We start from the raw sequence: 22,948 nt of genomic DNA on the forward strand, positions 1-22,948 counted from the left end.
TTGTTTCTCAGCACGTTAAAGTCGATGATATAAGCAGCCTTTATTCATAGATGATTGTTACAATACTAACAGTGCAGATTCGATTAAAAGCCTAAGAAAGAAATAAAATTGGAGGTAGTAAAATGGGGAAGAGTGAAATGTTTGAGGATTTTAATTTTAAATTAGTGGTAATTGAAGCTGTATTAGATAAAGAGCCATTATTTCTAAAAGAATTAACCGATTTAAAAGATAAGTATACGAACAATTTCGAGTGGTATTCTGGAGCTGGACCAATTGTTGAAATCAAGGATTATTTAGAAGAGTTAACGTTGGAAATGAGTGATTTAGAAAAGATTGAATCCCTTTGCTTTGATGGGGGTAATGAAATTTATCATATCCTAAAGCCAGATTGGGATGGCGAAGACAGTTTATTTGACGTACTATCTGTTGAAGGATTTCAGAACTTAAAAAATTTAAAAACAGTGGACTATATTTCAATGTGCGATCCACAAGTGTTAGAACCATTTAAACAAGCTGGAATTAAGATTGAGGATTAATGACAAGGAAGTTATTGTACTAACAGAAGCGATTCATCTTTATGAAGGATAGATTTTCTTCATTGTTCCCATCGAGGAGAAATCAATCAGCAATGAAAAGACCTCTCTTATATGAGTGGTCTTTTTTATGTGTATTTTAAAACGCTGAAATTTGCAAGTTATACGCAAAATAAAAGTTAATTTCGTCAGGGAGCGTTTCTCTGCATGTTAAAATCGTCGATTTATTAGGTTTTTATTTATAAATGATTTTGACAAAAATGCATCTTTCTAATTGGGAGGTGCTTTTTTCGTTCCCTATAAAAATATAAAAAAGAGGAGAGTTTTTATGAAGAACATTTTTATGAAATTAATGACCGTTCTTACATTATTAATGGTCGCATTATGTGGAGTAAATCAGGGGAAAACAGAAGCAGCAAGTAAACCAGCAAATCAAGATTTAATCATCATTAACAAGTACTATAACAAGCTTGCGTATTTTCATAATGGTTATATTGAAATCGTTGATCCAGTAGCAACGGGGAAAACATGGGTCAAAACACCTGTTGGCTTTTTTAAAGTGGTGAACAAGATTAAAAACCGCCCTTACTATACAGGGCATATTCCTGCGGGCAATCCTCGCAATCCATTAGGAAAACGTTGGTTAGGGATAAATGCAAACGGTACTTATGGTGATACGTATGGCATTCACGGCAATAACAATGAAAGCAGCATTGGAAAATACGTGAGTCAAGGTTGCGTGAGAATGCATAATGCAGACATCGAAAAGCTTTATGATAAAGTTCAAGTTGGAACACCGGTTGCGATTACGTATTCCTATAAGAGCTTCGTTGATCTTACAAGCGTATATGGATATAAATTCAAAGGCTACAAGATGAAAAACAATTAATATCTGAGCAGCATTCCCAAGTTCTTCTCATGCTCATGTGAGTGAAGTATCTATTTGGGGTAACTTAACAGGATGGGAAAATGAAGGTCTGTTCGGTGCATTAACTGGTTGGGAAACATCCGGTAATCCATTCGAGACTGAACAATTAGATTTGTTCATCTTTGAAGAAGCAGAACCAGTTGAGTTTCCACCTATAAAACAAGAGGGAGACACAAGATGATTTTTTTAGTAGGAGCATAGGTTAACCCTCTTGTTTCTTTTGTATAATGTTAATAATTGCAATTACTAAACGACTAAATAAAGCTCTTACATTAAGGCTAATAAGGCTGTAATACCATTTCCAGCCTTTTTGCCACTTAATTAGTTTCGTATATTTTTCTGCCCATAACTCAACTAAAAATAGTGAACTGATGGTAAGTACAATTTTATATACAATTTTAAAAGGATTATCATTTTTTGTTAAATGATAAAGCCATAAAGAAACAGTTGGTAAACATAAGAAATCAAATAAAACATTCGATTTAAACTCTTTAGGTATAAAGCGTATAGGGTATTGAAGTATTCGACGGTTAACTAGAAACCTGTCAACGATAGCATTTGTATATCCATTCATAAACAAGACCAACAGTGAGTCTTTGACAGGGGTTTTCTTTAAAACGAAGGGTAAGCTACCTAAAAATATGACGGTTATACACTTTAGAAATCGTCTTTCTAATTTTTTACTTTTCATATAGTTTCATCTCCTTTCTTAGTCGTAAAATTAGTATTAGCTGTTCTATGATTTACGATGCAACAGTTTTTCCTTTGTCATGCAAATGTAACAAAATAAACCATGACAATTTTTATCAAATGGTTACATTCGTTCGGTATCAAAAAACTGAATAGGAGTGTTGTCCATTGAAGAAAAAGCTAGTACCTATCATAATGGCTTTGGGAGTTTTTATCCCGAATCAGGCATTTGCTGCAACGGGAGATAGCATTATTAAGACAGGCTAATTCCTTCCTTTATGTATTTATTGTTTCATACCTTATCTTTTCGTAAATATTTAGAATATGCAATAACATTTATACTAACTTAAAAATTCTTTAATTCATTTAAGTAAATGGTTAATTATTTTTGTTATAGATACTTTAGTATTTATATCTGTTGTCGAAAAAGTTCATATTTTTCTACAAAACATATAAATGATAAAATGAAATTTAGAGTTAGTTTATTATGTTATCGATATGTTGAAAAGTGAAACTAAACGCAATACCCATTACAGGAACGCAAAAGAAAGCACCTTTACTTAAGGTGCTTTCTTTTTGGTTTATTTAATGCATTTTGCAGTATATTTAATGCATTTTCCATCTTTATCATATAGTTCTTATCGTTACTAGAACATTGAAACGAAATATCATTAGTTCCATTGGTACTTAGTAAACTTTTTTCTTCTAGGAGACTAGACAGTCTTTCTACAGTACCTTTACTGCCATCAATAAGTTGAATATGAGAGGGAAGCAAATCTTTTAATACAGGCTTGTAATAAGGGAAATGAGTGCAACCTAGTACAACCGTACCATATTGATTTAAATCAAATCCTTCTAGCTTTGTTCTAAAATACGTACTTAATTTGTCCCAATTAAAGTTTAGATCTTCACAGAATTCAACTAATTCTGGAAGAGGTAATGGGTCAACGATTGAATCCTTATCAATTCTAGTAATTAACTTTTTATATTTCAATTCTTTTAATGTTAAGTCTGTAGCAAAAACAAGCACTCTTTTATCCATTGAACTACTTAATTCAATAGCAGGCTTTGCAGCAGGCTCCATTCCGATTATTGGGATATCGTACGTAGACCTTAATTCGTTAATAGAGATGCTAGTAGCTGTATTACAAGCGATAACAAGTGCTTTAACCTCTTGTTTAAGAATATCTTCCACTGCAGTTTGGACATGTTTATTTACTTCTTCTTTTGCCTTGGTTCCATACGGAACATTGCGTGTATCAGCATAATATAAAAAATCTTCTTTTGAAAAATGTTTTATTGCTTCATTTAATACGGATATTCCTCCAATGCCAGAGTCAAAAAAACCAATTCTCATGTTTTTCACCTTACAATTCAAATATTTTTTCACATCATTTATTATACCTTTAGAGTAAATGATTAAATAGGAAAAGCCCAATTCTATAGATTCAAACGATAATTACTATAGAAAGAGGCTCATTTATTAATTTAACTATAGTTGAGTGTTTTTAGAATATTTTCTGCTTGTTGCATAGTAGCTTTCACTAGATCAGCTGCTGTTCTATCTCTTTCTAATAGCCTCGTACTTTGGCCACACCATAAAGACATATACTCTTTATCACCTAGCTTAGCTGCAGCTTTTCGAATATCTCCCGTAATGGTATTTTGTGTAGGAAAACATAACGGTTGAATCTTAGAAGTTTCGAACTCCTTAATAAAAGTATTGGCTATTCCTCGTGCGGGACGACCAGAAAAATGTCTAGTGAGAACCGTGCTTTCTTCATTACTTTCGTGAAGAGCCTCTTTATAACAAGGATGTGCTCCAGATTCTTGTGTCGCTAAAAAAGCAGTTCCCATTTGTACACCACTCGCGCCCAAAGCTAAAGCTGCGATTAATCCTCTTCCATCCATAATTCCACCGGTGGCAATGACGGGAACATCCACTTGATCCACTATTTGAGGTACAAGTGAGAACAGCCCAATATTAGCTCCGTAAGGATGCTCATTTACATCAAATGTTCCTCGATGACCACCTGCTTCACTTCCTTGAGCTATAATCACATCCGTCCCCTGTTCTTGTGCAGTTAGGGCTTCTTTGACTGTTGTAACCATTGTCATAACTTTTATGTCATTTTCTTTTGCTATTTTCATCGCATAAGGTGGAAGAACACCAAAAGCTGTGCTTACGATAGGTACTTGTTCTTCTACCAATACTTTAAACTGCTCTTTAAATAAATTTTTAGTTTTGACTTCTTGTTCAACACGCTTAATAGATAAAACGCCTCGCATCGTATCTAATAATTGCTGAACCTCTTCTAACCCACCCGTATTATCTGCCATTTCAGTAGCAAAAAGATTAACAGCAAAGGGCCTTTTAGTATATTTTCGAATCTCTCTCACAGCTTGTCGGATATCCTCTGGATGCATATAAGCAGCACCTAATGTTCCAAGCCCACCTGCCTCACATACGTTTACAATGAGATCTACTGTTGTAATTTTATCTCCCGCCATACCAGCCTGTATAATGGGTACCTTAATATCTAACATTTCACAAACACGATTATCTAAATTCATTTTTCTCCCCCAGGTTATGAAGTAGACTACACGAGTTGTATTAAGAATTAAATAAATGATGTGGTCTGGTAGTTAATTCATTTTTATTAAGAGCACATGTGAGACTCATAAAAATATAATTGCACTTTATAATCCTCATAAAAGATGCTCCATATTTATCATATATGTTTTTATCTATATGGTATAATTCAAAAAAAGGATATTTGTCATCTCTTTAACAGATGGCAAAGAGAAATTAGGTGTGAAGAAACATGGATATTCAATCTTTGTGTATTTTTAAGGCAGTTGCCGAGTATGGGAGTATCTCAAAAGCTGCAAAAGAGCTAAATTATGCACAGTCTAATATTACGACTCGGATGCAACAGTTAGAAAACAGCCTGCAAACGGTCTTATTTTATCGACATAACAAAGGGGTTACACTAACAGCAAAAGGAGAAGTATTAATAACTTATGCTGATAAAATTTTTCGTCTTTTAGATGAAACAAAAGAAGTAATGAGGGACCAAGAAGAGCCTCAAGGTCCCTTAGGTATCGGCTCAATGGAGACAACGGCTGCCGTTCATTTGCCTAGGTTTCTCTCTAGGTATCACTCTGCCTATCCTCAAGTAGATTTAAACTTAAAAACGGGGCCTACAAGTCAGCATATTGAAGCAGTGTTAAATTATAAATTAGACGGTGCATTTGTCTCTGGACCTCTATCTCATCCTGACCTTATTACAAAGAAAGTTTTCAGTGAAGAATTAGTATTGGTAGGAAATTCGTTACTTTCTCAATCTTTAAAATCTCATAAAGTTGATGATTTGACACTGTTAGTTTTACACAAAGGTTGTTTTTATCGTGAGAAGTTAAAGCATTGGTTACATGAAGAAGGAGTGATACCTTCTAAAGTTATGGAGTTTGGTTCCTTGGATGCGCTTATGGGATGTATAGCAGCTGGCCTGGGAGTTACTTTACTACCTCTGTCTATTGTACAAAGATACAGCTATCTAGAAGAGGTTACTCATTATTCTATTCCAGAAAAATTTTCGCTAGTCGACACGCTTTTTATTTATCGTACTGATGTCACTTTCTCTACGCCTCTTATTAAATTTGCAGAAATGTTTCAAGAGGAGAGGATTAGTCCTCTATAATATCCTAGAGGAGGAGAAGGGACTTTCATCCTCGTTATATGGATAAAGGTTTCCACACAACTATAGCGTGGATTCATAATTAGAAAATGTGTACGTATATGGAATAAACCCCGCCATAGTAATTGAATTTATCACATTTTATTTAATAAAAAGCCCTTTGCTTAATAAGAGCAAAGGGCTTTTACACATGTGTAAATATAGTAGTGCAGAGAGCTCTATAGACTTAAAAAATTATGAACGTGCTAGCAGACTCATTGAGAAGCCAGAGATACAAACTTCGATGGATTTTGATATCTGTTTTAAAGATACCTGTTATCTATTTTATGTATTTTATTATATATCAAAATAGAGATATGCTGAAGTAGTAACATTTTTTAAGGAGATGAGATCTTGATTAAAATTTTAGTTGGTGGAATATTATCGTTAGTTATTGCAATGGGAATTGCAAGGTTTTCCTATACGCCTATTCTACCTCTTATGCAAAGTGACATGTCATTTTCAAATAAAGTTGCCGGGTATCTTGCTACAAGCAACTATGCAGGATATCTAATTGGAGCTGTTTTAGTAGGAATCCTACCTTTAAAAAAACGTAGAAAAGCAGTCTTAAGATTAAGTCTAATTTTCAGTGTAATTACGACTGCAGGCATGGGATTATTTCAAATGTATTCAGCATGGTATACTTGTCGTTTTATATCCGGCTTTTCTAGTGCATTTGTACTTGTTTTATCTTCAAGTATTGTATTAGACAAACTTGCTGAAAAGGAAAAAACAAATTGGTCTGGGCTTTTCTATGGAGGAGTTGGAGTAGGGATTTTTCTTACTGGAATCACTATCCCTATTTTAAATCATTATTTTAAATGGGAAGGAGCATGGATTGGGCTCTCTATTCTAAGTATTATACTAACTTTCCTAGTATGGATTTGGTTGAAAGATGAGACCTCTAGTTCTACTCAGAATAAGAAGAAGGAGATACTTGTTCATGGCCCTCCAACGAAATGGATTCCTTGGTTGATTATAGCCTATGGCCTAGAGGGTCTAGGGTATATTGTAACTGGTACCTTTATTATATCTATTGCAGGACAAATACCAAATTTTAATGGCGATGCAACCTTTATATGGATGATTGTCGGTTTAGCTGCGATTCCATCTTGTATTATCTGGTCTTCACTTGCCAAAAAAATGGGGTTTGTGAAATGCTTAGTTGTTACCATGCTATTACAAGCCTTTGGCATTGTAGTTCCGGTATTATTAATGACTAAAATAGGTTTAATTGTAAGTGCACTATTGTTTGGAGCAACATTTATGGGAATTACAACACTTGCTACAACATTAGCAAGCCGAATTACTCCAAAGAATAGTAGCCGTATCATCGGTTACCTTACAGCTATTTATGCTGCTGGTCAAATGATAGGGCCCTTGCTTGCTGGCCACTTTGCATCTGCTAGTCATAATTACAACTCTGCTTTAATTGGGGCTGCAATTGTTGTATTAATTGGTGCTCTCTTTTTATTATCCGGGATTCGATTTGATAATAAGCCTGTTAAGATTGTAATTACAGAAAATATACAGAATGAAGAAATTTAACTTTTATGTGTCTAATAAGTATTGAAAGCATATAGTTGAGAAGGAAGTAGTAGAAAGAGAAAGAACAATATAAAACATTACTTTATTCATATATCTTTGTTTGCGTCATTTTGATAACTAAAGGTTTGATAAATAAAAGCTATCGTATCATTTTTTAAGGAAAAACTTGATATGATAGCTTCTTCAACCAAAAGACGTGAAGCAATTGAATATTCATATTGCCTCCTAACTTAAGTGGATATCTCTTTTAGAGATACCCCATATCTCAGTATTGAATTATACATGTAAGCAAATCTATTATAAAGTATAGGTATTGATTAAGAAATATTTGGAGAAAACAGTCGATAACTTTAGCTGAAAATAAAGTCTTTATTGATGATAGTTGTTTAGAAGAGGGTTTAGTCACTTTAACGTTTGGTAATTAGGAGAGGAGAGTTTGTATGGTAACATATCATACTTTAGAAGTGAAAGGTCTGAATATATTTTATAGGAAGGCAGGGAATCCAGATAAACCAACCATCTTATTGCTACATGGATTTCCATCTGCAAGCCACATGTTCCGAGATCTTATTCCGGTTCTAGAAAAAGATTATTATGTAATTGCCCCTGATTATCCTGGCTTTGGAAATACAACTTCGCCTGATCGAAAAGAATTCGACTATACATTTGATCATATTACTGAGGTAATTGAAGCTTTCGTTAATAAATTAGAACTTGATAAGTATGCTCTATACGTTTTTGATTATGGTGCTCCTATTGGTTTTCGTTTAGCTATGCATAACCCAGAGCGTGTAACAGCAATTATTAGCCAAAACGGAAACATTTATCGAGAAGGTTTGGGATCAAAATGGGCGACCAGAGAAGAATACTGGGAAAATCCCACGCCGGAAAAAAGACAAAGTTATCGAACGGCTTTTGCATCAGAAACCATTAAGCATCAGTATATCGATGGGACGCGGGAAAATACAGTTTCCCTAGATGGTTATACGCTTGACATTACCTATATGAAACGACCAGGAAATGATGAAAAACAGTTAGATTTAATATTTGATTATCAAACCAATGTAAAGATGTATCCTGAATTTCAACAATATCTCCGTAAGTATCAGCCGCCCTTATTAGCAGTATGGGGTAAAAATGATGTTTCCTTTATTCCAGAAGGGGCTAAAGCTTTCAAAAAAGATTTACCTGATGCAGAGGTCCACTTAGTAGACAGTGGCCACTTTGCTCTAGAAACACACGCAAATGAAATTGGAGAATTAATGTTAGATTTTTTAAAACGTAATCATATTTAAATAGAAAAAAACGATGAATCTCTCTAAACGCTACATCGTAATTTATAAAAATACGGAACATAGAGGTTTATAATTTATTTATAAATCCCTATATTACAATAAGGTAAATATCTAAAGGAGGTATTATATATGACAAGAAAATGTATTAATGCTGATGGCGCTGTTGCTGTTGGGCCGTACTCTCATGCAGTTGAAGCAGGGGAGTTCCTATTTTTATCCGGGCAAACTCCTATCGATCCACAGACTCAAAAGCTCTCGGAGGGTAATATTGTAGAACAAACAAAACAATGTTTTGAAAATCTTTTTAAAGTATTGGAAGCATCAGGTCTAACCCCTGAAAATGTGGAAAAGGTAAATGTTTTTTTAACCAATATGAATGATTTTGCAGCAATGAACGAAGTTTATGCAACGCAGTTTTCTGCTCCTTATCCTGCTCGTACAACTATAGGTGTAGCCTCTCTCCCTCTAGGCGCACAAATTGAAATAGAAATGATAGCTAGAAGGTAATACCTAACGGTGAATATTATGTAACTAAATATCTCTCATCAACAGATAAGCTACAGGCTAGTGTACAAGTAAACACTGAAGGTGAGGTCATTACAAATTGATGCCTAGAATTATTAATTTAGCTATTGGAACGCCAAAGGAATATAACTGGAACCACGAAGCTAAGCTATCTGGAATAGGAAAGACTTCTACCAAGGTTGCTGAGTTAAAAAAGGTAGGGTTCGTGGGAGACGACGTTGGAAATAAAGAAAAGCATGGAGGCGTTGATAGGGCGGTATGTTTATATCCATTTGAACACTATTCTTATTGGGAAAAAATCTTACGAAAGAAAATGGTTTTACCAGCCTTTGGAGAAAATATTACAGCAATGGGCATGACTGAAAAACAAGTTTGTATAGGCGATGTATATCAAATGGGAGATGCAATTGTGCAAGTGACGCAAGGAAGGGTACCTTGTGATACAATATCGAAATATAATGAGGAAAAACACCTTTTAAAGAAAGTCGTTGAAACCTCTCTAACAGGTTACTTTTTTCGAGTATTGGAAGAAGGAGCTATTAAAAACAATTCAGAAATAAACGTTATTGATAGGCATCCTAGAAGAATATCAGTGGCTTTTGCTACAAAAATTCTTTTTCATCAACACCAAGATAAAGAATCAATCGAAAAGATACTGAGAGTTGATGATTTATCAGAGGAATGGAGAAATAGATTTTTAAAACTCTAATGATGTTTTTTTATTATATATCTAAGAGGTGTGATTGTTATGGAAAAGTTAGAGTATGAATGGGTAAAACAAACAAGACAGATTTTACTAGATCAGTGTAAAGAATTAAATGAAGATGACTTTACGAAAGAGTTTGAATTTGGGTTTCAAAGTATTAGAGACTCTTTAGTTCATGTGGCAGGTTGCTATCATGCTTGGCTAGGTTCTTTTGTTCTTTCAGAAACTTCATCACCACTACTTACAAAAGAAGTCCTTAACACTATGCAGGTAGACGATATTAAACGTTATTTTGAACAAGCTGATAGATACGTAGAAAAAGTATTCGAGCAATTCACAGATAAATTTGATGAATCTATCGAAAAAGAGCTTGCTTGGAGAGCAAACAGTGGTCTTATAAGAAAAACACCACGTCAATTGCTTGTCCATTCAATTACTCACGAATCACATCATAAAGGACAAATTGTAGCTATGTTACGTCTACTTGGGCATACGCCTAAAAATACGGACATATTAGGGCTATCTGCAAAAGAACTTACCAAATAATAAATTAAAAAATCTTGCCTAAAAGAGCACATTTTTATAACAATATATGTGCTCTTTGTTATGTATATCATATGCATCGCTAGTTTACATAAAGTCTCTTTCTGGTAGACATCACAAAAAATAACCCTTGCGGCAGTAGGGTTCAGCTAAGGATTCTCTTTCTGGAGTAGGCAGCTTTTTATACCATCCTCCATATAATAACGATTTGTCTTGAGGGGATTAGGGGACAAGTGCATAAAAAGAGGACCTTTTATACAATTGCTAAATGGTTCAAGTATTTGAATAATATTTTATGTTAACTACGAATGTACATCATATACAGCTTAAAATCAGAAAAAAACTACCCAATCATCAGAGACCCGTAGCTTGTCTGTCTTGCGTACCATTATTTTTAGGGCGATGCTTTTTTGAAAACATTGTTAACAGTTTGCCCTTGCTAATTTATACATTGTTTATTTATCTACGAAATGTAAAATCAGCGAAAATAAATAAGCGTTTATCCTTAGATTAAAACAGCAGGTGACGATATCAGTACAGCTAACACTAATTATTTTAACATTGGCCTTAAGTGTGGGATGTGTCTTGTTTGTAATGAACATATTTAAAGTCGGAGTTGTAGAAGTAACGAGTTCAAGTAATACTTTATCGAAAGTGTCGATTTCTCTGATGGGGGCTTATCTACTGATGCTTTTTACAGCATTCTTTTGTATGATTAACAACCTTTAAAAATAGGAGAAATAAAAAGACAGCTATTTAATTTAAATAGTGGCTGTCTTTTTTGTATATACGAACTGAATAGATACCAGGGTAAGGTCATTCATTTAAGTAATATTTTGTAACTTTCCCTCTCAAAGGAGGTTCGTTTTTTTATTAAAGGTAACTACCGACAAGTTACATAATGTTAATTAACTTTGTATATCTTATCCATCAATGGTTTACAAATTCTATAAAATAAATAATACTTATATTGGAAGTTTCATAAGACATAGAAGGGGAATTTGTTTATGAACAAAGTTATGGATTATTACTCAGCATTTGATGAATGGGGACGCCTAGATAGGGAACCCTTAGAGTTTCAAATAAACTGGCATTATATCCAAAAGTATCTACCGGAAAACGGCAGTATATTAGATAATGGGGCTGGTCCTGGTAAATATGCAATGAAACTAGCTGAGAAAGGATTTCAGGTAACGCTAACTGATCTCACTCCTAAATTAGTAAAGGTAGCTGAAAATAAAGCAAAAGAACTTGAGCTTTTTAATCAATTTAATGGATTTCATATTATGGATGCAAAAGATTTAAATTTATTAGAAGACAAAGAATTCGATGCTTCCTTGATGATGGGGCCAATGTATCATCTACAGAATGAACAAGATCGTGACGCTGCTGTTAAAGAACTGTACCGCGTGACAAAAGATGAGGGAGTTGTATTTGTTGCCTTTATGTCCCGAATTAGGCACACTATCTCTTCACTGTTAAATCCAGAGGCGTGGAAACCCAATGATACAATGGACAATATCGAAGAGTTTATTGCTACTGGCAGCTTTAATCATGAGGATAAAGGAAGGTTTACAGGAGCTTATTACTTTGATCTACAAGAAATTAATCCCTTTATGGAATCTAATGGATTTGAAACCTTAAGTCTAATTGGATCATCTAGTATTGGTTCTCTTTTATCTAAAGAACAATGGGATTTTTGGACAAATAGAGGACAATCCGAAGTTGATCGATTAATAGAATTATTAAAGAAAACAGCAACCGATCCTTATACTTTAGGTGTTTCATCACATTTACTTTATATTGGTAGAAAAAAGGATGTGGTCTAATGACTAAGTGGAGAGGCGCTGCTGCAATCTGTATAAACGATAAAAACGAACTATTAATGGTAGCCCAGGAGAAACCAAATGAGCCAGAACTATGGTCAGTACCTTCAGGTGGCATAGAAGGCTCTGAGACATATGAAGAATGCTGTATAAGAGAAGTGTGGGAAGAAACAGGATACAAGATTTCGGTCATTGATAAAATATGTGAACGTGATACAGTAACATATGATGTAAATGTCCATATTAAGTATTTCGAAGTAAAGTTGTTAGGTGGAAAAAGGAAAATTCAAGATCCTGATGAGTTAATATTAGATATTTGCTGGAAGCCTTTATCGGAGATTAGTAACTTAAAAATGTTATTTGAGGACGAACGTCAAATACTGATAGATTACATACAGGAAAGAAAAGGGCAACAGATATAACTATTTAAATATATACAATGAAAAGAACTTAAACTTTAAGATCTTTTCCTGACACCGATAAAATCAGTTACATTAAGTAAATAATAAAGTATCTCGTTAAAATTTTTGGTTTTATTATTTACTCTTACATGTGTGGTTGATCATAGCTGATTTTAATAGTTGATAAAAGTGAAATATATACATGTGCATATATAAAATATAGTATTAAGTTATAATTTGTCCAGTCAAAAGGTAAGCAAAATAAAAGGCAACCACATTTTTGTCATAGGAGTGAGTTTGCTCTTAGCAGAGCCCGTACGTAATCGATGTATGAGATAAGCTATTTTCACCATGTTTTTCGCATAATAGTGATTTTTTATGGGGGATATGATATGAATAAAAGGTGCACTTTTTATTCATTTATTTTGCGAATGCCCTTGCAAAGAACGTTTATACATCAAGGATGTATAAAAAGCTACATAAAGCAGAAATCGTAGCCTGACTAGAATCCTTGCCTACCAAGGGTTCTTTTTTGTGATGTATACCGGAAAGAGTGTTTATGTAAACTAGCAATGTATATGGTATACAGTCCGAAAACAGAAAAAACTCCCCCAGAGCGTTAAGGGAGTTTTCCTGCTACATTTATTTATCCAAAGGGTTGAAACCTTATCAGTTTCTTGAGTAGTTTGCTCAAGACGAAAGCATAGTATGTATTTTTTATTATAAAGATTCCTAGAATTTATCTTATGTCAACTCAAAAATAAAAAGCCTATGTACTCATCAGCAGTACGTAGGCTTCTAGTAATTAACACTATGAATATATACAGTAATACTATTACCTCAGTAACTGTTCCATCTTTTCTTCTGTTTCGTTTTCCTGGCGAGGCTGATAAATGGTTACTTTTAATTCAGGTGCATCATACAATTGGAGCGTAATATGGTCCATAATCATTTTTCCTGCCACAGGGTGAATAATGGTCTTTTTTCCACACGGCGTACCTAAAACTTCATGATTAGACCACCACTCATAAAACTGAGGGCTTTTCTCACTAAGTTCACTAATCATAGTTTTAAACCACTCATCTCCAACGAAGCGCGTATAAGCTAGGCGGAATTGGGCAATTAGTCGTTGAGCATGATCTTCCCAATTTTGAAAAAGGTTTTGATATTCTTTGGAAGTGAAGCAGCGCCACACTGCATTGCGATTTCGCTCGTCCATCTCGTTAAAGTCCCCAAATACCATCACAGCAGCTTTATTCCAGTCTACGATATTAAGTTTTTCGTCTGTTACATAGGCAGGGCAATGACCTAATTGGCTTAATAGATTTTTTACAACGCGATCTATATTTTCTCTTTCATTCTGCATGGTTGCAGATGGAAGCGGCTGATTGCCTAATAAAAATAAATGCTCCATTTCCTCTTTGTTTAATTTGAAAATACGGGATATGGCTTCTAATACTTCAGAAGATACTTGTATATCTCGTCCTTGTTCCAGCCACGTATACCAAGTTATTCCGACTCCTGCTAGTTGAGACACTTCTTCTCTGCGTAATCCTTTAGCTCTTCTCCTCGGTCCAATAGGCAAATTAAAATCTTTTGGAGACAATCGTTCTCGTCTTATCTTTAGAAAATCCCCTAGTTCTTTTCTTCTTTCTTTATCGCTTACCATGATTTTACTCCTTTTTGTAGGTAGTACTTTTACTACTAGTATAACTAGACTCCTATTACCATTATAATCCTTATTTTATGATCTAGGTAAGGGAGGTGAAACAGATGATAGTAAAAGATAGCGAAAAGACGTCTGATATATCAAAAGGATTAGTTCTTTTAATGGCTACGGTTTGCGGGTTTACAGTGGCTAACGTCTACTTGAACCAAACTCTTTTAGTAAGCATGTCCGCTACTTTTCACATTTCTGCAGCCAGCATAGGCATTATAGCTACCTTAGCTCAAATTGGATATGCACTAGGAAATCTCCTTTTAGTACCGTTAGGAGACATCTTCGAACGAAAAAAATTGATTTTGTTTTTATTATTCGCTATATGTATCGTTCTCGCTTTAAACGCTTTATCTATTAACAAAACGTGGATGATGGTTACAAGCTTAGCATTAGGAATCGTAACGGTTGTTCCTCAAATTATTGTTCCATTGGCTGCGAATATCGCTTCAGATCATAATAGAGGAAAAGTTTTAGGAAATGTCGCCATTGGATTAGTTTGTGGTATTTTAGGCGCTCGGCTTGTTAGTGGTTTTATTGATGTTCATTTTGGATGGCGAATGGTGTATTGGACGTCTGCTGTGGCTACACTTTTTATGATTTTTTTAGTTTACGTCTATTTTCCAAGAAGTAAAGGAGGAAATGCGACCAGTTATAAACACTTGCTCATGTCGTTAGGTCCGCTGTTTATAAAAGAAAGAGCCCTGCAAAAAGCATGTGTAAGTCAGGGGATGATGTTTGCTTCTTTTAGCGCATTTTGGACCACGCTTGTCTTTTTATTACATACACATCCCTATTCGTATGGAAGTGACATGGTGGGGGTAATAGGGTTAGTCGGAATAGCGGGAGCGTTTGCTACGCCGATTATCGGACGTTTAATTGATACAAAAGGGGAAAAGTTTGCAAGTCTTTTGTGTATGTCCATATCTTTACTTGCTTTTATAGGTCTTATACGGGGAGGGTACTGGTTACCTGGATTAATTTTAGGAGCTCTCCTTATAACGGTAGGGACTCAAGCGAATCAAGTTGCCTGTCAGTTTACTATTTTTCAATTAGGAGAAGAAAAGAGAAGTCGATTAAATGGGTTATATATGGTTTCCACATTTTTAGGAGGGTCCCTAGGATCTTATGTGGGTTTACTTGCATGGACTAAATGGCAGTGGAATGGGGTGTGTGCAATAGCCATACTGATGATAGCCATTAGTTGTTGTTCTTTAATTCCAATGAACATTCTTAGAAAAATGATAGGAAATTTAATGAATAAGAAAGGAAGTAATATGTAATGGGAACACATACAGATAACTTTCATCGAGGATTAGATATATTAGCTAAGATTGATCCAGAGAATTACGAGGATATAATGGTGGGCTTTGAACAGTCAGCCCTCCCTGATTTAGGAACGTTAGCTGTAGAGTTTAATTACGGACAAATTTTCTCGAGACCAGGCTTAGACTTAAAGTCACGCCTTCTTGCTGCAGTGGCTGGCCTAACTGCATTAGGTAATACGGAACAGCTGAGATTTTATATAAACGGGGCTTTGAATATTGGGTGGACACAGGAAGAAATTTTAGAGGCAATGTTACAAATGGTCATTTATGCTGGATTTCCTGTAGCTTTAAATACAATTTTGACAGTTGCTAATGAAGTCTTTTACGAAAGAAATGAAAAGGAGAAACAAAATGATTATTGATAGTCATGCACATGTGGTTTTACCAATAGAGAAACATATTAAAATGATGGATGAAAGTGGAATAGATAAAACCGTATTGTTTTCTACTCTTGTTCATCCAGAAAAAAGCAGCAACGTTAAAGAATTTACAACCGAAATGAACAAATTAAATCAAATTCTAAATAATGAGGTGAAGCCCGTACAAGCACGCTTAAATGCGCTAGAAGAAGTAAGCGGTGCGATTAAGCAATATCCAAATAGGTTTGTTGGATTTGGTTCGATTCCGCTTTCTTTTTCTTCTGGTGATGTTGCTCTAAACGACTGGATAGAGAAGCTTGTCAAAGAGCAAAAGATGAAAGGTCTTGGAGAATTTACTCTTGGTACAGGTCAAATTCCATTGTTAGAACCTATATTTAAAGCAGCAAGTGACTATACGTCTTTGCCTATCTGGGTACATACTTTTCATCCTTTGAACTTAAAGGATATTCAGGAGTTATTTCTTCTCACTCAAAAATATGAAAATGTGCCGGTTATATACGGGCATATGGGCGGAATTCATTGGCTACAAACGATAGAAATGATAAAAGACACTAAAAATGCTTACTTAGATATATCTGCATTTTATACAACATACGCCTTGTCTTTGGCTATAAAAGAAATACCTGAAAGAACGTTATTTAGTTCAGATTTTCCATATGGAGATCCATATTTAAATTTACAGGCTGTTAAGCGTCATACATCTAGTCAAGAAGTTGCAGACAGAGTGTTAGGTGGGAATATCTCGAATCTGCTTCATATATAAATTCAGCGTTTTTGTTTGATGTTGTGTTGTATGGGATAACTAGCAGTGAATTTTAAAATTATTTTCTGCCTTGAAATAAAAAAGGCAGCCAAATAGAGGGCTGCCTTTTAAACAAAATTGAACAACTAGAATTACGTTTTATTGTTACATATGATGAATTTCATTTGAAATATATCATATTTTGTAGTCCTTCAGTTTCTTAATTCCTCTCTCGTAGATAACTTTAAAGACTCACATTATAAAATCTACTTACTTAATTTTGTTTATTGCTAACAAGAGTGACATGCGGAGTTTTACCTTTTGATTTCCTAGATGAAAGATAAACGCCAGTAAAGATAATAAGTAGTCCAATGACTACGTTTGGAGTAATTGTCTCTCCCAGTAGTAAATAACCCCATACCATGGCCGAGGCAGGGATCAGGTAAGTAACCGTTGCCGCTAATTCAGGGCCACCATTTTTATTGATATAAAAGTAGATTAACTGACCCAATCCTGAGCCAAAACAGCCGAGACCCACAATTGCAAGAATCGGAAGTGGATGAATCAACAAATCTAATTTGAATGGTTCGGTAATCAGCATCCCAATTAAACCAATGATAGCACCTGTTAGTAAGGTGAAAGTTGTTATAGTTAGTACGCTCACCTCAGACAGAAACCGTTTTGTTAACTGCCCAGCAAGCCCATAGCAGATACAAGCAACAAGCATTGTTCCAATCCCAACAAACCCTTTCCCGAAAATCTGACCAAATTGAAAATTCATAAGGACGAGTATCCCGAAAAAACCGATAAGAATACCGATCCACTGACGTCCGGTAAGTCGATAAGAAAAAAGAATAAATCCGATAAGACCTGTCCAGATCGGAGTGGTCGCATTCAGAATAGAGGCAGTTGTACTGTTTATCTCAGTTTCGCTTAAGGAAATTAATCCCCACGCCAAACCACAGTTAAATATACCAACAACAATCAATGCCTTCCAGGGGAGTTTTTCTTTAACTTTTCTACGCTTCCACCATAGAAACGGGAGCAAGATGATAGCACCTGCTAGACAACGAAAAAATACAATTCCCCATATTCCAGCTGAGGGAAGCAGCCACTTCATAAATACAAAAGATAAACCCCAAATTAAACTAAGCCCAATTAAGGCTCCATACAATCGAAACATAATACACCTCCTTACTTCACTTATTATGGCAAATTTTGTTGATTATTTCATTCCGAAATTTTGCTTTGTAGAACATTTTCTCATAATTTTTATTATCTCAATATCTTTCTTTAGGTATACAAAGTATTTCTTTTTTAATAATAAATTCGACGTTACTCATAGGAATAATTCGGAAAACTTTAGAGTTTTTATTGAAAATGGAACATTTGTTCTTGTATAATATAGAGAACGAATGTTCTTTTTTGGTGGTTTCTTTAGATCGATTAAGAGCTGCTGTCAAACAGAGTCATTAGATGTATCGACATGAAGGTATTCCGTGCTTTATTTTTTTCTATTAAACGCAAACGTTGAAGAAGAGGAGAAAATGAGCTTGTTGGAGGATATTGTAATCAGCGTAAAAGAAGCCTATGCGCTTGCCAAAACGATTGATTAAATTTGGCTTTCTCTTTAGAAGCCCCAACTATACTATCATCTTAAAGGGAAAAGATAACCAATATATAAATTATATAAAATTAGTTTTCTAAGGAGAAACAACATTGAACTCTACACTCAATAATTCAGAAGATATAAAAAGGGAAGAAGGACAAAAGCAGCTGCTTGAAAAAAGTCTTCAAGCTCATAGAAATAAAAAATGGATAATCAACTTTACTTGTACTATATCTTTTCTTTTAGCAGTATTATGTTTTTGCTTTCAAGTGCCAGACGCTATAATTATTGCTATTATCTTACTGTTCATATGTGTAACTTTCCAAACCGCACATAAAATGTTAGATAGAAAAATAGAGCTGCGCTTGAAACGTATAAAGCAGGATCATAGAAAGATCATATTCAAGATAAAATAAATCTTAACTTCCTGCCTACAATTTTCTAAAGTTTAGACAATCTTGCCGCGAACCAATAACGCGTCATCTTTTTGCTTGTTAGTTTAAAGTTAGGGATTTTTGAATAGATGTAATCCAAGAATGAATGCTTTTTTACTTGTTATTGAACTCACTCGATGCTTTAGTTTAAAAAAGGAGGGCTTTATGAATTACTCTAAACTGCTTCAATATCAAGGCTGTATTTATTTAAACTCTATATTTGAACCTGAGGATAACGCGTTAATAGTGGATATTGAACGTTGCAAAATTAGTGGAAATGTAGCTGAAGAGATAACAGGAGAAAGCACTTCTTCCTCGTATGCCTCTATTGATGTGGATTACGCACTTCCTATAATTCGACTTACATTTGATTGGTACATTGCATACTCTGTTAGAAACGAAAGTTTTACTGTAATAGATGAGTATGAAATGTATACAGGAAGCGCTTTTGCAGTTTATTCAAAGTCCAGATATCTAGATTTTATTGAAGTTGGTACCATAGCTGACGATATACATCCTGGCCCGTTTAAACACTATGGAATACATGCTTTAAATCATATAATTGATGTGGTTTCAACTGAACCTCCAAGTATTTCAGTAATACAAAGAGATCAAGAACAAGAGTAAAAAAATGTAGTTAATATGTAGCATATTCACTACATTAAGAGGGTAGCAACGCTTGAGGGATCAAGAGGTGTTATAAGGTGAGGATAGCTTTGCTATACCATTTTGGAATATTTAAGATATTTAGACACGCTTTAGAGGAAAGAAATACAAATTACTTATTATTAATTGAAGAGGGCTATAAACATAAGAGGTAAAAACAATGGAATTTTATGAGGCGTTAACCTATGTAAATGAGAACTTTTATAAACCCAATCAATTCGTTATAAAAGCTATTCGAGAAGAAGCTCAGAATTCAGATTATGGCGCTGGTATCTTTCAGTTAAATTCAAAATCTATAAGATTTAGGGTGGCGAAAACTACACCTAATAAGGTAGGGCAGTTTGTATCCTTTTGGGAAAAAGATGCGGCTCATAAAAACCAAGCCTTTTCGTATGGAAAAGCTACCGATCTATTAGTTATTAATACCTTCACTAGTACAAATAGATTTGGACAATTCATTTTTCCAAAAGAAGTTCTTTTAAAACAAAAAATCCTTAAAACGGCTACCACAAAAGGTAAAATGGCAATTAGAGTGTATCCGATATGGGATAAACCAACTAGCAAACAAGCTATGGAAACACAAAAATGGCAATTAGAATATTTTATTGAACCGAATTATTTGTCCTACCAAAAATTCTTAAAACTGTACTCCTAGAGTGGTATCGATTGAAGCCTTACATACAAGTATACCTTACCTATGATAAGAGAGGCCAATACATAACAGAGACAGGATTTATTCAGTTTGTTGATGCTCTTAGTAATTTATTTATCTTCATGGATCACATATTTAAATTAAAGAATAAAATGCGGTTAAGTGAACTAATCGATGTTCGCTTTGTATAGTGAGCAAACATACTTGAAATGTTTATAATTTTAATAACTATCACGTCAATTGAAGAAGGGCATTTCCTACATTTGAAGAATAGTAACACCATTAAATGAATTGAAGGTTGACTGTATCATTGCTAGAGCGACAGATTAAAAAATTGAATAGGAGTGTTCCTTGATGACAAATAGTAAAATGAATCCTAAGATTGATGAATTTTTAACTAAAGCTAAAAAGTGGAAAGAAGAATATGAGACGTTGAGAAAGATTGTTCTTGACTGTGAGTTGACCGAAGATTTTAAATGGATGAACCCTTGTTACACGTTTGAGAAAAAAAACGTTGTTTTAATGCATGGATTTAAAGAATATTGTGCACTGCTGTTTCCTAAAGGTTCTCTGTTACAAGATTCTCATGGTATTCTAATCCAACAAACGGAGAATGTACAAGGGGCGCGACAAATTCGGTTTACCAATGTGCAAGAAATAGTTGAAAAGGAAGCCATCTTAAAAGCTTATATTTATGAGGCCATTGAGGTGGAAAAAGCCGGATTGAAAGTCAAAGCTAAAAAGCCTGAAGAACTCATTATTCCTGAAGAGCTACAACACAAATTTGATGAAATACCTGCTTTAAAAACGGCTTTTACTACATTGACTCCAGGACGGCAAAGAGCATATATTCTTTATTTTTCTGGGGCCAAACAATCTAAGACTCGGGAATCAAGGATTGAAAAATGCATTCCGAACATTCTTACTGGAAAAGGATTAAATGATTAGTACATTTTATTTAAAACATGGCTAAGATAAATTGTTAATGTATTTGAGTTAAAAATGAAGTAGAGCTAAGTGAACTGACTGATATTCCATTTGTATAAAAGTAGAGTAGATTAAAAAAATTTTATTTGAGGAGAAGATTCTATGGAAGTTTTTGCAGAATATTTAGCGCGTATAGATAGCCCTGACCACCGTGACCGAACAGAGGAGGTTTTGGCTTGGATTGCTAATACTTTCCCAAATTTGGAACCACAAATTAAATGGAATACGCCAATGTTTACCGATCATGGAACATTCATCGTCGGCTTTGCCTCAGCGAAACATCATTTGAGCGTTTCACCTGAAGAAACAGGCATTGCGCACTTTAATCATGACATTGCTCAGGCTGGATACAGCGCTACCAAAGGCCTGTTTCGAATTTTATGGACTGAGCCAGTAAACTATGAATTACTTAAAAACATAATCGAGTTTAATATTTTAGATAAGAAAGACTGTGCAACTTTTTGGCGAAAATAAAAAGCAGATTATGAACGGAGAAGAAGGAGGATACAGAACGGTGGACTTTGAAAAGGTTATGAAAGAACTTGAAGCGCTTGGTACGGAACGAATTAAAAAGACTTACATAAACAATGGTGCACGCGATCCGCTTTTTGGAGTGGCAACAGGAAAAAGGAAGCCGATTGCAAAGAAAATCAAGAAAAATCAGGCTTTGGCTGAGCAGCTTTACGCTTCTGGCAATTACGATGCTATGTATTTTGCTGGTATCATTGCAGACCCAACAGAGATGACTGCGGAGGATTTTGAGCGTTGGATCGATAAAGCGTATTTTTACATGCTATCCGATTATGTAGTTTCAGTAACTTTGTCAGAAACCGATTTAGCGCAAGTTGTTGCTGATAGATGGGTGGCAAGCGATGAAGAACTTAAAATGTCGGCAGGTTGGAGTTGTTACTGCTGGCTTTTGGGTAATCGTCCTGACGATGAATTTAGCACAAGCAAGATTGCAGATATGCTTAATCAAGTGGAAAACACGATTCACGATTCTCCAGATCGAACGAAATCGGCTATGAATAATTTTATCTATACAGTCGGTATTTCATATTTGCCACTTCATGAGAAGGCGCTTGAAACTGCAAAGGCAGTAGGTCCAGTCGAAGTTAAGAAGGATAAGAAAAAAAGTAGTATTCTTCTTGCCTCCGAAAACATTCAAAAGGATATAGATAGAGGACGGCTTGGTTTCAAACGCAAACATGTGAGGTGTTAGCATAATTTGTAATGGAACTACACTATCTGAAACGAGACTAACAAGCATTTAATAATAATTAGTTTACTATACGTAGGATGTTTTGTTCCTTCATAAACCATCCGTTGAAGAAGTGGCAGGGGATAAAAGCTAAAAAAATCTTGGGAAAAGGAGAGATTAAAGATGAACATCCAAAAGGAAAATCTAAGAATCTGTCATAAAGGACACAAATATTATAAAAGCAGTAACTGTCCGACCTGCCCAACCTGTGAGCAAGAAAGCAAACCTGACAATGGATTTCTCTCCATGCTATCAGCACCAGCAAGACGAGCATTAGAAAACAACGGGATAACTTCTTTGCAGCAGTTATCAAAATTTAGTGAAAAAGAGATATTACAATTTCACGGTATGGGGCCGGCTTCTTTACCTAAACTTAGAACAGCTTTGCAGGCCAATGGGTTAGCCTTTAAAAATTAAACATTAAGGATAGTTAAAGC

General features: G+C 34.8%; 26 protein-coding genes. 21 read left to right on the plus strand and 5 right to left on the minus strand.

From position 1 onward, the window contains the following. Positions 1 to 122 precede the first annotated feature (122 nt). From AC4NPH_RS17515 to AC4NPH_RS17525, 3 genes are all read left to right on the plus strand, one after another. Positions 123 to 536 carry a DUF6892 domain-containing protein gene (locus AC4NPH_RS17515; RefSeq protein ID WP_013058317.1) on the plus strand — a complete coding sequence of 138 codons (414 nt, stop codon included), beginning with the start codon at positions 123 to 125 and terminating at the stop codon, positions 534 to 536. 325 nt (positions 537 to 861) lie between these two features. Beyond that, the gene (locus tag AC4NPH_RS17520) at positions 862 to 1,422 is read left to right on the plus strand and encodes a L,D-transpeptidase (RefSeq protein ID WP_061859397.1); all 561 of its coding nucleotides are present in this window, start codon (positions 862 to 864) and stop codon (positions 1,420 to 1,422) included. Positions 1,423 to 1,459: 37 nt separating this feature from the next. Next, entirely contained in the window at positions 1,460 to 1,642 is a 183-nt protein-coding gene (locus tag AC4NPH_RS17525; protein WP_055992726.1) for a hypothetical protein, read from the plus strand. Positions 1,643 to 1,663: 21 nt separating this feature from the next. Here the strand turns inward: AC4NPH_RS17525 and AC4NPH_RS17530 are convergent, their stop codons facing one another. The 3 genes from AC4NPH_RS17530 to AC4NPH_RS17540 form a co-directional block, all read right to left on the minus strand. Next, positions 1,664 to 2,152, minus strand: coding sequence for a CBO0543 family protein (locus tag AC4NPH_RS17530; RefSeq protein WP_013058315.1), 489 nt, complete (start codon positions 2,150 to 2,152; stop codon positions 1,664 to 1,666). A gap of 555 nt (positions 2,153 to 2,707) precedes the next feature. Continuing rightward, complete coding sequence (gene murI, locus AC4NPH_RS17535) at positions 2,708 to 3,508, minus strand: glutamate racemase (protein ID WP_098314728.1); 801 nt, start codon at positions 3,506 to 3,508, stop codon at positions 2,708 to 2,710. Positions 3,509 to 3,639: 131 nt separating this feature from the next. Further along, the gene (locus AC4NPH_RS17540) at positions 3,640 to 4,725 is read right to left on the minus strand and encodes an NAD(P)H-dependent flavin oxidoreductase (RefSeq protein WP_097812755.1); all 1,086 of its coding nucleotides are present in this window, start codon (positions 4,723 to 4,725) and stop codon (positions 3,640 to 3,642) included. Between the two features lie 251 nt (positions 4,726 to 4,976). On the opposite strand from AC4NPH_RS17540, the gene AC4NPH_RS17545 reads away from it, so the two are divergent. From AC4NPH_RS17545 to AC4NPH_RS17580, 8 genes are all read left to right on the plus strand, one after another. Beyond that, positions 4,977 to 5,855 (plus strand): LysR family transcriptional regulator, encoded by an 879-nt coding sequence (locus AC4NPH_RS17545; protein ID WP_491938835.1) that lies wholly within the window; start codon positions 4,977 to 4,979, stop codon positions 5,853 to 5,855. A 390-nt stretch (positions 5,856 to 6,245) separates the two neighbouring features. Then, positions 6,246 to 7,439 (plus strand): YbfB/YjiJ family MFS transporter, encoded by a 1,194-nt coding sequence (locus AC4NPH_RS17550; RefSeq protein ID WP_013058311.1) that lies wholly within the window; start codon positions 6,246 to 6,248, stop codon positions 7,437 to 7,439. Between the two features lie 440 nt (positions 7,440 to 7,879). Beyond that, the gene (locus tag AC4NPH_RS17555; protein WP_098196808.1) at positions 7,880 to 8,734 is read left to right on the plus strand and encodes an alpha/beta fold hydrolase; all 855 of its coding nucleotides are present in this window, start codon (positions 7,880 to 7,882) and stop codon (positions 8,732 to 8,734) included. Between the two features lie 129 nt (positions 8,735 to 8,863). Continuing rightward, positions 8,864 to 9,241 carry a RidA family protein gene (locus AC4NPH_RS17560; RefSeq protein WP_063672364.1) on the plus strand — a complete coding sequence of 126 codons (378 nt, stop codon included), beginning with the start codon at positions 8,864 to 8,866 and terminating at the stop codon, positions 9,239 to 9,241. Positions 9,242 to 9,341: 100 nt separating this feature from the next. Beyond that, positions 9,342 to 9,968: an MOSC domain-containing protein gene (locus tag AC4NPH_RS17565; protein WP_053487591.1), complete on the plus strand. Its 627-nt coding sequence runs from the start codon at positions 9,342 to 9,344 to the stop codon at positions 9,966 to 9,968. A 39-nt stretch (positions 9,969 to 10,007) separates the two neighbouring features. Next, complete coding sequence (locus tag AC4NPH_RS17570; protein ID WP_013058307.1) at positions 10,008 to 10,511, plus strand: DinB family protein; 504 nt, start codon at positions 10,008 to 10,010, stop codon at positions 10,509 to 10,511. A 1,004-nt stretch (positions 10,512 to 11,515) separates the two neighbouring features. Beyond that, the gene (locus AC4NPH_RS17575) at positions 11,516 to 12,337 is read left to right on the plus strand and encodes a class I SAM-dependent methyltransferase (protein WP_057273724.1); all 822 of its coding nucleotides are present in this window, start codon (positions 11,516 to 11,518) and stop codon (positions 12,335 to 12,337) included. Next, the gene (locus AC4NPH_RS17580) at positions 12,337 to 12,756 is read left to right on the plus strand and encodes an NUDIX hydrolase (protein ID WP_098196807.1); all 420 of its coding nucleotides are present in this window, start codon (positions 12,337 to 12,339) and stop codon (positions 12,754 to 12,756) included. The genes AC4NPH_RS17575 and AC4NPH_RS17580 overlap by 1 nt, the downstream gene beginning before the upstream one ends. Positions 12,757 to 13,570: 814 nt before the next feature. Here the strand turns inward: AC4NPH_RS17580 and AC4NPH_RS17585 are convergent. After that, on the minus strand, positions 13,571 to 14,404 hold the full coding sequence (locus AC4NPH_RS17585) for a helix-turn-helix transcriptional regulator (protein ID WP_098196806.1): 834 nt from the start codon (positions 14,402 to 14,404) through the stop codon (positions 13,571 to 13,573). Positions 14,405 to 14,508: 104 nt separating this feature from the next. Here AC4NPH_RS17585 and AC4NPH_RS17590 point away from each other — a divergent pair, with 104 nt between their 5' ends. The 3 genes from AC4NPH_RS17590 to AC4NPH_RS17600 are packed head-to-tail and all read left to right on the plus strand — an operon-like array spanning position 14,509 to position 16,923. Then, positions 14,509 to 15,735, plus strand: a complete 1,227-nt coding sequence (locus tag AC4NPH_RS17590; protein ID WP_335482374.1) for an MFS transporter — start codon at positions 14,509 to 14,511, stop codon at positions 15,733 to 15,735. Further along, positions 15,735 to 16,142 (plus strand): carboxymuconolactone decarboxylase family protein, encoded by a 408-nt coding sequence (locus tag AC4NPH_RS17595; protein WP_013058301.1) that lies wholly within the window; start codon positions 15,735 to 15,737, stop codon positions 16,140 to 16,142. Before AC4NPH_RS17590 ends, AC4NPH_RS17595 begins: the two co-directional genes overlap by 1 nt. Continuing rightward, positions 16,132 to 16,923 (plus strand): amidohydrolase family protein, encoded by a 792-nt coding sequence (locus AC4NPH_RS17600; protein ID WP_335482377.1) that lies wholly within the window; start codon positions 16,132 to 16,134, stop codon positions 16,921 to 16,923. The genes AC4NPH_RS17595 and AC4NPH_RS17600 overlap by 11 nt, the downstream gene beginning before the upstream one ends. A gap of 253 nt (positions 16,924 to 17,176) precedes the next feature. Here the strand turns inward: AC4NPH_RS17600 and AC4NPH_RS17605 are convergent, their stop codons facing one another. Next, on the minus strand, positions 17,177 to 18,085 hold the full coding sequence (locus AC4NPH_RS17605) for a DMT family transporter (protein ID WP_013058299.1): 909 nt from the start codon (positions 18,083 to 18,085) through the stop codon (positions 17,177 to 17,179). Positions 18,086 to 18,621: 536 nt separating this feature from the next. Between AC4NPH_RS17605 and AC4NPH_RS17610 the strand changes: the two genes are divergently transcribed. From AC4NPH_RS17610 to AC4NPH_RS17640, 7 genes are all read left to right on the plus strand, one after another. Continuing rightward, on the plus strand, positions 18,622 to 18,927 hold the full coding sequence (locus tag AC4NPH_RS17610; protein WP_064471965.1) for a hypothetical protein: 306 nt from the start codon (positions 18,622 to 18,624) through the stop codon (positions 18,925 to 18,927). Positions 18,928 to 19,110: 183 nt separating this feature from the next. Further along, positions 19,111 to 19,572, plus strand: a complete 462-nt coding sequence (locus tag AC4NPH_RS17615; protein ID WP_057273718.1) for a hypothetical protein — start codon at positions 19,111 to 19,113, stop codon at positions 19,570 to 19,572. Between the two features lie 199 nt (positions 19,573 to 19,771). Further along, positions 19,772 to 20,266: a MepB family protein gene (locus tag AC4NPH_RS17620; protein ID WP_192100171.1), complete on the plus strand. Its 495-nt coding sequence runs from the start codon at positions 19,772 to 19,774 to the stop codon at positions 20,264 to 20,266. A 351-nt stretch (positions 20,267 to 20,617) separates the two neighbouring features. Beyond that, complete coding sequence (locus AC4NPH_RS17625; RefSeq protein ID WP_335482504.1) at positions 20,618 to 21,211, plus strand: YdeI/OmpD-associated family protein; 594 nt, start codon at positions 20,618 to 20,620, stop codon at positions 21,209 to 21,211. Positions 21,212 to 21,352: 141 nt separating this feature from the next. Continuing rightward, a complete protein-coding gene (locus tag AC4NPH_RS17630; protein WP_029323400.1) occupies positions 21,353 to 21,724 on the plus strand; it encodes an iron chaperone in 372 nt (123 codons plus the stop codon). 40 nt (positions 21,725 to 21,764) lie between these two features. Beyond that, positions 21,765 to 22,472 (plus strand): DNA alkylation repair protein, encoded by a 708-nt coding sequence (locus tag AC4NPH_RS17635; RefSeq protein WP_491938836.1) that lies wholly within the window; start codon positions 21,765 to 21,767, stop codon positions 22,470 to 22,472. Positions 22,473 to 22,634: 162 nt separating this feature from the next. After that, positions 22,635 to 22,928, plus strand: coding sequence for an RNA polymerase alpha subunit C-terminal domain-containing protein (locus AC4NPH_RS17640; RefSeq protein ID WP_098314727.1), 294 nt, complete (start codon positions 22,635 to 22,637; stop codon positions 22,926 to 22,928). Positions 22,929 to 22,948: the final 20 nt, after the last annotated feature.

This window comes from Priestia sp. MDV22-iso46, from assembly GCF_058629175.1.